This is a genomic window from Devosia sp. (assembly GCF_017307565.1).
Lineage (GTDB): Bacteria > Pseudomonadota > Alphaproteobacteria > Rhizobiales > Devosiaceae > Devosia.
Window position 1 is genome coordinate 1 of record NZ_JAFKHD010000187.1, and the last position, 9,814, is coordinate 9,814.

Annotated in this window: 5 protein-coding genes; 3 read left to right on the top strand and 2 right to left on the bottom strand. The window is 61.9% G+C overall.

The genetic code is table 11. The features are described 5' to 3' along the window. Both J0I64_RS05545 and J0I64_RS05550 read left to right on the top strand, forming a co-directional pair. On the top strand, window positions 1–2,283 hold a 2,283-nt coding region (locus tag J0I64_RS05545), incomplete at its 5' end, for a methyl-accepting chemotaxis protein (RefSeq protein WP_291406614.1). Window positions 2,284–2,441: 158 nt separating this feature from the next. Next, window positions 2,442–4,280: a diguanylate cyclase gene (locus J0I64_RS05550; RefSeq protein ID WP_366933698.1), complete on the top strand. Its 1,839-nt coding sequence runs from the start codon at window positions 2,442–2,444 to the stop codon at window positions 4,278–4,280. 48 nt (window positions 4,281–4,328) lie between these two features. Here the strand turns inward: J0I64_RS05550 and J0I64_RS05555 are convergent, their stop codons facing one another. Together J0I64_RS05555 and J0I64_RS05560 are read right to left on the bottom strand one after the other, a co-directional pair. After that, window positions 4,329–6,398, bottom strand: coding sequence for a prolyl oligopeptidase family serine peptidase (locus J0I64_RS05555; RefSeq protein WP_291406615.1), 2,070 nt, complete (start codon window positions 6,396–6,398; stop codon window positions 4,329–4,331). A gap of 33 nt (window positions 6,399–6,431) precedes the next feature. Then, window positions 6,432–7,682 carry an amidohydrolase family protein gene (locus J0I64_RS05560; RefSeq protein ID WP_291406616.1) on the bottom strand — a complete coding sequence of 417 codons (1,251 nt, stop codon included), beginning with the start codon at window positions 7,680–7,682 and terminating at the stop codon, window positions 6,432–6,434. A gap of 307 nt (window positions 7,683–7,989) precedes the next feature. On the opposite strand from J0I64_RS05560, the gene J0I64_RS05565 reads away from it, so the two are divergent. After that, window positions 7,990–9,729 (top strand): ABC transporter substrate-binding protein, encoded by a 1,740-nt coding sequence (locus J0I64_RS05565; protein WP_291406617.1) that lies wholly within the window; start codon window positions 7,990–7,992, stop codon window positions 9,727–9,729. The last annotated feature ends 85 nt before the right edge of the window (window positions 9,730–9,814 follow it).

Genomic DNA, 9,814 nt, shown 5'->3' on the forward strand with positions numbered 1-9,814 from the left:
GCGGACGCCTTGCTTGAAAGCATGGCCGAGACGCAGGCCAACGCTATTGAGAACATTCTTGAAACCCACGGCGCGGCCGCAAGTGGGCTGGCCCGCACCTATACGAGCCTTGCCCAGGATGCCTGGGTCACGCCGGAAACCTACAAGACCCTCTTCCGCGAACAAATCGCGGGATTGCCCTACGCCCGCGGTGTCTGGACGCTCGTCAACCCGGGAACGGGACAGGCCGCGCGCTCCAATCTCATGGTTGAAGACCTTGCCCTGCCAGGCGGCTATTTCGGTCCTTCGCTCAAGCGCGATGTCACCACTGGCGAGCTGAGCTTTTCGAGCATGGACATCTCGATGGAGGCCGGACTCCAGGGCTGGTATCTCGACCCGCTCGCAGCGGACAAACCCGTGCTCAACGGCCCCTATCTCTACAAGGGCGAGATGTACACCTCGAGCACCGATATTATCCGCGACGCGAACGGCAAAGGCATCGGCTTGGCCGGCGTGGACTTTAACGGCGGTGTCTTTTCCGACCTGATCGGCAGCTTCTCGCCCATGGGCACCGGTTGGGTGCGCGTGGTCAACCACGAGGGCAACTGGGTCGTTCACCCAGACCCGGCGATGCTCGGGCTGAAGGCTGACGATCCGCTCATGCAGCGAGCCATCACCGACTCCGCCGCCGGACACATCAATGAAGTGGTCGAGCTCGATGGCGAGCCGTGGCACCTGACGGCCATCAAGACCGATATCGAACGCTTTGGTATCAGCTGGACCGTGCTTGTTGCAGTGCCCGAGGCGACACTGCTTGCCGACGCCAATGCCCAGCGCAACTCGCTGCTCCTCGGTGGCATGATCCTGCTGGGCCTCGGCCTTGCAGCCTTTGCCTGGCTCGGAACCTCGATTGCCAAACCCATCATCGGCCTGACCAACACGATGGACAAGCTCGCTTCCGGCAATCTCGACGTGGAAGTCGAGGGTGGAAACGCTAAGGATGAGATCGGCGCCATGGCGAGAGCAGTCGCCGTGTTCCGCGAAAACGCCATCCAGATCAGCCAGATGACTGAGGCAGAAGCAGCCCGCATCATCGCCGAAGAGCGTCAGCGTCGCGAAATGATGGAGCAGTTGCAGGTATCCTTCGGCGAAGTCGTCGATGCTGCGGTCGAAGGCGACTTCTCCAAGCGCGTACACGCCAACTTCACCGATCCCGAACTCAATGGTCTGGCCGGCAGCGTCAACAGCCTCGTCGAAACTGTCGACAACGGCATCGCCGAAACCGGTCGCGTTCTTGCGGCCCTCGCAAACACCGACCTAACCCAGCGGGTAGAAGGCAACTTCAAGGGCGCCTTCGCCCAGTTGCAGAGCGACACTAATGCGGTCAGCGGCAAGCTCACAGAAGTGGTGGGTGACGCCAAGGAAATCTCGCGCGTCCTGAGGACCGCCACCAGCGAAATCCTCGCCGGTGCCAACGACCTCAGCGACCGCACGACGCGCCAGGCAGCAACCATCGAAGAGACCTCGGCGGCGATGAGCCAACTGGCCGAAACCGTGCGCGAAAACGCCAAGATGGCGCAGTCGGCCAATGAAAACGCCCGTGGTGCCGTCCAGATGGCTGAGACCACCGGCGTTGCGATGAACCAGGCCAGCGATGCGATGGAACAGATCAATGCCTCTTCGGCAAAGATTTCCAATATCATCGGCATGATTGATGATATCGCCTTCCAGACCAACCTTCTGGCACTCAACGCCTCGGTTGAAGCGGCCCGCGCTGGCGAGGCCGGCAAGGGCTTTGCGGTCGTCGCCGTGGAAGTGCGGCGCCTTGCCCAGTCCTCGGCCGAGGCCTCGACTGAAATCAAGCAGCTGATCGAGCAGTCGGTCAATGAGGTGAAGGGCGGGACGCGCCTTGTCGCGGGAGCCGCCGAAAAGCTGGCAACGCTGCTGGCAGGCGCACGCGACAGCGAACGCCTGATGACGTCCATTGCCCAGGAGAGCTCTTCCCAGGCTTCCGCCATCGAGCAGGTTAACGTTGCCGTGCGGCAGATGGACGAAATGACCCAGCACAATGCCGCGCTTGTGGAACAGATGAACGCCTCGATCGAGCAGACTGAGTCCCAGGCTGCGCAGCTTGACCAGACGGTGGAAGTGTTCACGCTCGAAACCGGCCGCACCGGACGTGTGCAGGCTTCGCCGAAACGAGCCGAGACAGCGTCGCGGCCAGCACCGGGCAAGGCTCGCACGGCCGCGTCCTACCTATCGAGCGGCAATGCCGCCATCGATCAGGACTGGGCCGAGTTCTAGAAGATTGACCCATTTGGGTTGCCATTGGGGCCGGCGATGCATCTGCATCGCCGGCCCCTCCGTTTTAAAGCCCATGCAGCAGGACTTTGGAGCACTGTTTCGCCGACCGTCGCGAATGCAACGAAGCGCCTTAAGTCGATATTTAGCGACATCAAATAATGCTGATGACCTGGCCAGCATCCACTGCGTGGCGCGAGGGTCCGATGAGAATTAGCACGATTACCAACTGGGCCTACGCGATAACCGTGGGTCTGACGTTGCTGTCGGGTGCGGCATTCATATTTGCCACTCACTACGCAGATCGCGAGCGGGATGCGGTCGCGATCGCCTGGGACCTGGACGGACGGGTGGGAGGACTCGAGCGCGCGGCAGAACAGACAACCGAGGACGCCCGGCTCTACGTTCTCAAGGGCGAGGAACGTTATCTAACCGCGTTCCAATCCACCCTTACCGGCGAGCGCGAACTTGAAAGTCTATTGAAGACCCTCAAGGCCACTGATTTGTCGTCCGCGGAGCTGGCGGCGCTCAAGGCCATAGAAACAGATGCGGAAGTGCTCGACGCAATCGAGCAAAGAGCGGTGACCGACTACAGGCAGGGGGATCGAGACAAGGCGCAAGGCGCCCTGTTCTCTCCGGAGCACGAAGAGGCGCAAACCGGCCTGCTGACCAGCGTGGGCCATTTCATCGATCTCGTCGCCACCCGGGCGCAGGAGGATTTGGCACAGGCACGGGCGCAGGCCGACCTTTGGAGTGCAATAGCAAAATCCTTCCTGGGGCTCACGGCCCTCGTCTTTCTGAGCGTGCTCTATTTCGTTCTCGTACGTCGTGTGGCCCGGCCTCTACTCGAAATGAGCGGCATCGTCCGCCGATTGGCGCGGCAGGACTACGATGTCAAAATATCGAACACAGGTCGGCGCGACGAAATCGGCGACATGAGCGAGGCCATCCAGATATTCCGCGACAACGGCCTGGAACGGGAGCGGCTGGATGCCGAACGCCGCAAGGACCAGGAAACCAAGGACCGAATACTTCAACTCATGCATCGCCTGCAGGCGTGCCGCCAGGAGAGCGAACTCGCCCCGGTCGTCGCACTCTTTGCCGCACAGCTATTTCCGGAACTCTCCGGCCACCTCTTTGTCATGAACGACGGAAGAACAACCCTCGCAGCAAGCAGCACATGGGGTCAGCCCTCCATATCGCGCGTCGAATATCCCGCGCTGGAATGCTGGGGCATTCGGCGCGGCCGCGCCCATCTCAGCCACGAGCTTCGAGGCGACGTGCGATGTCTTCACCTTTCAGAGCATGCCCCGAGCGCCGCGCTTTGTGTGCCATTGGCCGCACGCGGTGACACGGTTGGCGCTCTCTATTTCGAAAGCCCCAGCGAAGCCGAGGCGCTCGAGGCAGCACGCGTCTATATTGAGCTGATCGCGGAAAACCTCGCTTTGGCGATCGCCAATCTGCAACTTCGGGATCGGCTGGCCAACCTGGCAATCAAGGATCCGCTGACGGGCCTGCTCAACCGGCGCTCACTCGACGAAAACCTGTCGCTTCTGCGGCGCGAGGCATCTGATCTGCCCGCAGCATTGCTCATGATCGACATAGACCATTTTAAGCGCTTCAATGACCAGTTCGGCCATGACGCCGGCGACTATGTGATGGGCCAGGTAGCCACCATCATGACCGCTATCGCCGCGAAGACGGCCATGGTCCACCGCTTCGGTGGCGAGGAATTTGCGGTCATCATGCGTGGCGCGGACAAGGTCGCGGCCATGGCGATGGCAGAGGCCACACGTCGGGCGATCGAAACTGCGCCCGTCACCTATCAAGGCAGACCGCTTGGCACCGTGACTGTTTCAATTGGTCTCGCCTCAACCGAAGATGGGCGACCAAGCGCGACGCTTATGCAGCGGGCAGATGCTGCGCTTTTGCGGGCCAAATCGGGCGGCAGAAACATCGCCGTAAGCGACTGGTCAGACGCAAACCTGCAGATGGCCTAAAGGTCATCTGCAGGTTTTGCAACTCTAGGCTGCCGGCGTCCAGGCTCGCTAAGCCTTCAGGTGTCGCTCGAAAAAGCTCGCGAGCTTGCCATAGGCAAAGCGGGTCAAGGTGCGATCCTGCTTCGCCCAGGCGTGCCCGGTTCCCGGCAGGGTGACGAGTTCAAAACTCTTGCCCTGACCGATGAGCTTTTCGACCAGCGCCATCGTGTCAGCATAGAGCACCACTTCATCTTTAGTACCGTGGAGAATGGTCAAAGCATCCTCAAGGCCCGCGCTATGGAACAGTGCCGACTGGGCGCGGTAGCGCTCGATATAGTCCTCGCCTTCGGTGAGGCCCATGATCCAGCCCTGCTCGGGATAGGCGTGCCACACATTGGTCGCCGGTGCGCCGGCGAAACCGGCAGCGTAGAAGCCGGGCTTCTTGAAGAGCGACATCAGCGTCATGAGGCCGCCATAGCTGGAGCCCCAGAGCCCCACGCGCTTCGGATCGGCATAGCCGAGGCCCGTCAGGGTCGTGACGCAATCGGCGATGTCTTCGATGTCCTGGGTGCCATAGCTGTTCAGCATAGGCCGGTTCCAATCGCGCCCACGGCCAAAGCTGCCGCGGATTTCCGGGCTAACGACGACGAAGCCGCGCGAGGCGAGATATTGGTCAATGCCCCAGCTCGGATGGGCGGCGCGCCCGCCCCACTGGTTGAGGAGACCGTCAGAATAGACCGAGCCGACCACCATTGGGTGCGTGCCATCGGGCTTGAAATTGCGAGGTAGCATAACGCGCGCCATGAGTTCGGCGCCATCGACATGGCTAATAACGGGGACGTAGCGCACGTCGGCCCAGCGCCTTTCGGCGAAAGCGGGCAATGGCGAGTGCGTCACCTGCGCTGATTCCACTGCGCCGCCCAAGGACTGCACGAAAAATTCGGGCGGGGTCATGTCGTCGCTGAAGAGATCGGCGAAGGCGCTGAAATCGGGGGCATAGGTGGGGACGTGGATGCCGGCAGGTCCGGTCAGGCGCGTCACGGCACCGCCAGTCAGAGCGACGGAATAGACGTGGCGCTCGGCCGGGTGCGCTTCGTTGGCGATGAAGTAGATCTTGCCGGCGGACGCATCGAGGGCGAATTCGGCGATTTCCCAGGCGCCCGACGTGATCGGTTCAAACGCGCCCCCCTGCCCCGGCAGACGATGGAGGTGATTATAGCCATCGCGATCGGTGAGGACGATCAGACCCTCGCCATCGGGTGCGAATGCCACCTGCCAATCGGGGCGAATCTTGACCGGATCGTGCGCCGCATAAAAGACACTGCGAGCGCCGCTACCCGTGTCGAACATGAAGATGGTGTGGTTCTTGATCGACAGATCGCTGCTGCTGATGAACAGCGACTTACCATTCGCGGAAAGGCCATAACCCCAGATGGCGTCCTCGGCGTCGGGCCGGTCGAACCAGGACACCGGGCCACCCTCGGGCCGGACGAGGCCGACGCGCCGGCGCGTGAGGAGATCGCCGGGGAAGGAACGCACGAAGCGGTCTTTGCGCGCCTCACCGTGGGAATCGTAAGGGATCTCGATCTTGCGGGTATTGGTGTCGTCGGCCTCGATGAAGACGAGGCTGCCATTGGCGGCCCACTGGAAAGACTCGACGCCAACGAATTTCGAGCCGACCACGAGGGGCTTGGGTTGCGCCGCGATGTCGGCGGCAACCGTTATGAGCGCATTGCCCGACAGGAAGGCCAGCTTTGTGCCATCGGAAGAGGAGGCAATGGCGCTGACGCCCTGCGTGCCGATGGCTAGTGGAGAGACGGCGCCGTCTGCGGCCGCGAGGTAGAGTTGCCCCTGCAGGACGAAGGCCAGCCGACCTCCGCTCAACCAAGCCAGTTCGGAAATCCCGGTGGGCTCACCGCTGGTACGGCCGGTGCCGAGATGGGTGAGGCGGCGCCGGGCCTTTGAGTGCTTTTCCCAGATCCAGATATCGCGAAATGTATGCCCCTCATCATTCCAGAGGAATGCGAGACTGCTGCCATCCGCCGACCAGCACGCGGCTACCGGCAATGTGCCGATGATGCTGGGTTCGCTGTAGAGCGTTTCGAAGGTCAGGGGGGCGGCAGACGGCTCGACGGACATGGACGTTTCTCGATGAGTGGACAGTGTGGAGAACTAGGCCGATTTGGGGCTGAGATCGGTCTTGTAGATTTCGCCGTCCTTCATGATCAGGCGCAGGTTCTTTTCGGGCTCGGTGAGCACGGAAATGTCCTTGAGCGGATTGCCATCGACAACGAGGATGTCGGCAATGGCGCCCGGCGCGATGACGCCGAGGTCGCCGGAGCGCTGCACGATTTCGGCATTGACCGAGGTTGCCGATTTGAGCACATCCACCGGGCGCTGCACGCGGGCGCGGATGGTCAGCTCCTGCAACTGGGCGAATTCCATATCGCCCATGAGATCGGTGCCGAAGCCGAGTTTTACGCCGGCATCCTCGCAAAGACCCAGCATGACAATGCCGGCATCGTTGACCATGTTGAGCTTCTGCATGACATAGGGCGACAGGCCCAGGCGCTCGCCGTGCTGGGCGGTGACTTCGTAGGCAACGAGGGTCGGCACGACGAAGGCATCGGCAGCGGCGACCATGGCGGCGGTCTCGGCATTGATCAGATTGCCGTGCTCGATGGTGCGCACGCCGGCCCGGATCGAGTGGGCGATGGCGGCGCTTTCATAGGCGTGGGCGCAGACATATTTGCCGCGCACGGCGGCTTCCCGCACGACGGTACGGAGTTCCTCCTCGCTATATTGCGGGATTTCGATGGCGTCATTGGGTGAGCCGACGCCGCCCGAGGCGAGCACCTTGATATGGTCGGCGCCCTTGCGCAGTTCGTTGCGCACGACGCTGCGAAGATTGTCGGTGCCTTCGACGATGCGGCAGGTGAAATAGAAGGCGCTCGAATTGAGGTCGATATCGAGGCTTTCATCGGTGGTGCTGCGGTGGTCGCCATGTCCCCCGATCTGGCTTAGCGCGGGGCCGCCGACGAACAGCCGTGGACCGGGGATATAGCCCTGGGCAATCGCATTGCGAATGCCGACATCGCCGCCGGCCACGTCGCGAACGCTGGTGAAACCGCGGTCGAGCATTTTACGGATACGCGGCACGGCGCGGGCCGTCATTTCGGTCAGCGGAATATTGCGGTCGTGCTCGGCGACGAGGTTGATGGCGAACACATGGGCGTGGGCGTCGATGAGGCCAGGCATCAGCGTGCGACCGCCAACGTCATATTCGATGACGCCCTTGCCCGAAATCGACTGGTCGGTGACGGCCTCGATGCGGCCATCCACGACGAGAACGTTCATGCCCGGAATGGCCTCGTCGCTGCGCCCGTCAAAGAGCGCGGCATTGGTGAAAGCGATGGCTGCCATGGTATTTTCCTCCGGCCGAACACGTGCCTACCGGCTGCGACCAGCCAGTTTTCGGCGCTAATGTGTCGGCATCATCCGCAGCTGTAAAGTCGTTTGATCAAAAAATCACAAACTTGCCTTTTTGAGCTTTTCGGGCGGCGCCGTCTGCGTTTTGCACAGCCGGTGTCGTTGACAACGCTGCAAAGCGCCTTCTAGTATTCTAGCGTTTGATCAAATGCTCAGACACCGATTTTCGGGCTTTAGGGGAAGCATTGCCGGGGAATCGTCGAGGTTGAAGGGAACTGCCGGATTGGCAGAAAGGGAAAAAATGACACATCGGACATCTGCCAAGATGGCCCTGGCCGGGCTGACGCTCGCCCTGATGAGTTCCGCAGGCGCTTTGGCGCAGGAAGCCCAGACCGGCGGCACGCTGCGCGTTCTGGGTACGGCCGAAGTCGACCGGTTCGACACGGTGCCGCCAGCAACTGCCGATACCGGGAGCTTCTTCCGCGCGACGACGCGGCAGCTCATCAATTTCGCAGCGTCTACGGATGCCGATGAGCAGATCGCGCCGCAGGCCGACCTTGCCGACAGCGTGCCCGTGCCGACCGACGAGGGCCTGACCTATACATTCAAGCTGCGTCAGGGCGCCAATTGGGATGCGCCGGATGGCCCCCGCCAGATCGTTGCGGACGATGTGGAGCGCGGCTTCATGCGCCTCTGCAATCCCTTCATTCCGGCACCGGCGGTTTCCTATTTCGAAGACCTGATCGTCGGCTTCGCCGATTTCTGCGCCGGTTTTGCCGGTGTGGAGCCGACCGCGGAAGCCATGAAGGCCTATATCGAGGCGGGCGACGTTGCCGGCATCGAGACACCCTCGGACGACACCGTCGTCTTCCGGCTGAAATATGCGGCCAATGACTTCATCTATCTGCTGACCCTGCCGGTCACCACGCCTGCGCCGGTGGAAGTGCTCGACTACCTGCCGGATAGCCCGGAATATCGCGAGAACTATATTTCGAACGGCCCCTACACGATCGAAACCTATGTGCCGGACACGCAGGTCACGCTGATCCGCAATCCTGCATGGCAGGCAGAGAGCGATCCGCTGCGCAAGGCCTATGTCGACAGGATCGAGGTGATTGCCGGCGTTCAGCCGGATGCGGCGATGCAGCAATTGCAGTCCGGCGACGGCGACATGCTCTATGACATCAACGTTCCGCCGGTCACGGTGCAGATGCTGAGCATGCAGGGCGACGACAAGATCTCGACCCTGGCCGAGGGGTCCTCGCGCATGATCTGGATCAACACCGTTTCAGAGAACAATGATCGCGCCCTGCGCAATCCGCTGGTGCGCCAGGCGCTGAACTATGCCGTTAACAAGGCCGCCATCGTGCAGCAGCTCGGCGGGCCGGAATTCGCGACCCCGCTCAATGGCATCTTCCCGCTCGGCATTCTGGGTCACCACGACTTCGCACCCTATCCCACGCCCGATAGCCAGGGTGATGTGGCAAAGGCCCGCGAACTGCTGGCAGAAGCCGGATACCCGGATGGGCTATCGCTGAAGATGCCGTTCCGCAACGCAGGCAATGGCGCGGCAGAAGCGCAGGTACTGCAGGCCAGCCTTGAGGCCGCAGGCTTCAAGATCGAGCTCGTGCCGACCCCGCCGTCCGACTTCTATCCGCGCCTGATCACCAACTTCGACAATGCGCTCAATGGCGTGTGGGACCTCGTGCCCTCGGGCTGGTCGCCGGATTGGCCGGGTGGGGCTGCACGTTCCATCTTCCAGCCGCAATATACCTATGACGGCACCCACGGGACGTTCAACTTCTCGGACTACAACAACGAAGCGGCCAATGAAGTGGCGGCCAAGGCCCTGGCAACATCGGACCTCGCAGAAGCGGCAAAGCTCTGGAATGAAGTCGACGAGATCGTCATGGCCGATCCCCCGACCGTGCCGCTGATCTCGCAGACCACCGTTCTTTATCACGGTGCCGGCGTCCAGAACTTCCTGCCCTATGCGGCGGGCGGCAATGGCGATTGGACCAATGTCTGGCTGAAGCGCTAGTCCCCAACACTCCGACGGAGGCCGGCTCGTGCCAATCGGCCGGCCTCCCGACTTTGGCCCCCAGGCGATCCATCCCTTTATGACC

Coding starts and splice junctions, on each gene's coding strand:
- J0I64_RS05550 (WP_366933698.1), top strand. CDS start 2,442: ATGCTGATGACCTGGCCAGCATCCACTGCGTGGCGCGAGGGTCCGATG.
- J0I64_RS05555 (WP_291406615.1), bottom strand. CDS start 6,398: ATGTCCGTCGAGCCGTCTGCCGCCCCCCTGACCTTCGAAACGCTCTAC.
- J0I64_RS05560 (WP_291406616.1), bottom strand. CDS start 7,682: ATGGCAGCCATCGCTTTCACCAATGCCGCGCTCTTTGACGGGCGCAGC.
- J0I64_RS05565 (WP_291406617.1), top strand. CDS start 7,990: ATGACACATCGGACATCTGCCAAGATGGCCCTGGCCGGGCTGACGCTC.